Source organism: Mesorhizobium sp. M4A.F.Ca.ET.020.02.1.1 (assembly GCF_004022645.1).
Classification (GTDB): Bacteria; Pseudomonadota; Alphaproteobacteria; order Rhizobiales; family Rhizobiaceae; genus Mesorhizobium.
This window is the reverse complement of record NZ_RZOI01001045.1, coordinates 1-1,546: the sequence shown is the minus strand read 5'-3', so window position 1 is coordinate 1,546 and position 1,546 is coordinate 1. Positions and strand designations below refer to the sequence as shown.

Annotated in this window: 1 protein-coding gene; it reads left to right on the top strand. The window is 58.5% G+C overall.

Features of this window, described 5'->3' with window-relative positions; all coding sequences use genetic code 11:
- Positions 1–1,295 (top strand): amidohydrolase (locus EN742_RS34600; RefSeq protein WP_148670507.1); only part of this gene is annotated, 1,295 nt, incomplete at its 5' end.
- Between the last annotated feature and the right edge of the window lie 251 nt (positions 1,296–1,546).

Sequence of the window (1,546 nt, the reverse complement as noted above, 5' to 3'; positions counted from 1 at the left end):
CAATGCTTGAGCGCGAAGGCTTTCGCATCACGTCGAATATCGGCGGCATTGCTACAGCCTTTGTGGCCGAGTATGGCAAAGGCGGCCCTATCATCGGCATTCTAGGCGAGTACGATGCGCTGGCAGATCTCGCTCAAGTTTCGGGCGTGACCGAGCACATGCCCACGGCGAAGGGTGCGCCCGGCCATGGCTGCGGGCACAACCTTCTAGGTTCCGGCTCGGCACTCGCTGCGGTCGCGTTGAAGGATGCGCTCGCAAATGAAGGCATCGCGGGTACAGTGCGTTACTACGGCTGCCCGGCCGAGGAGGCCGGCGGAGGTAAGACCTTCATGGCTCGCGCCGGCGTCTTCGACGATCTCGATGCCGCCTTCTGTTGGCATCCGGCGGTACTCAACGAGGTACTGACCAAATCGGCGAACGCCGCCATCGGGGCTCGCTTCCGCTTTAAGGGCCGCGCAAGCCATGCCGCCGCATCACCTCATCTTGGGCGCAGCGCGCTAGACGCGGTGGAACTGATGAATATCGGTGTGAACTACATGCGCGAGCACATGCCCTCCGACGCGCGCGTGCATTACGCTATCACTAACACCGGGGGTGACGCGCCTAACGTAGTGCAGGCTTTTGCGGAATCAATTTACTCCGTGCGCTCCCCGCATCTGCCAAATGCTGAACGCCTGTTCGCACGAGTGAAGAAGATTGCAGAGGCCGCTACCATGATGACCGACACTTCCATGACGGTGCAAATAATCGGCGGTTGCTCGAACGTTCTACCCAACAAAGCACTTCAAGATGTCATGTACGAGAACATGCGCCGTCTCGGTCCGCCCGCTTTCGACGAGGCAGACTTGGCTTTCGCGGAAGAAATCCGCGAAGCGGCCCTGACAGAGGACGACGTGCTGGCAAGCGTTGCGCCAGACAATATTTCACTCAAGGACGTATTCCTGCACGATGGACTGCTTGCAATGCCCGCCCACGAGGGTTGTGACATGGGCTCGACAGATGTGGGTGATGTAAGCTGGATCGTACCGACTGCACAATGCCAAACGGCCTGCTTCGCCATTGGTACGCCATTCCATACCTGGCAACTCGTCACGCAGGGCAACCTCCCTGCAGCCCACAAGGGGATGGTCTTAGCCGCAAAAGCCATGGCTACTACGGCGGCCGATTGCCTGCGCAATCCTGAAATCATCACCCGCGCCAAGGCGGAACTGAAACAGCGCACGGGCGGCCTCGCCTATCGCTGCCCTATTCCAATGGAAGTCGCACCTGAGGACCTGCGAACAAAAGCGGTATGAGCACGATTGGAGAGCGTGTTGCCAGGATCAACCTTCTCTATCCGGCAACGCTGACGTACGGCATGAGCGACAGTGAAGAATAATTGGCAGTGTAGCAAGGTTTCAGATTCATGATAGACCAGGGAAAGTTCGATTATGTCGGTTCGACAGCTACAAACGTCGCCGACGGCTTCACGATGGTTGCGGTTGGTGACCTCATGATGAGGCGGCCGGTAACTACGAATCAGCGCAACGGCCTCGGCCAAATTGTC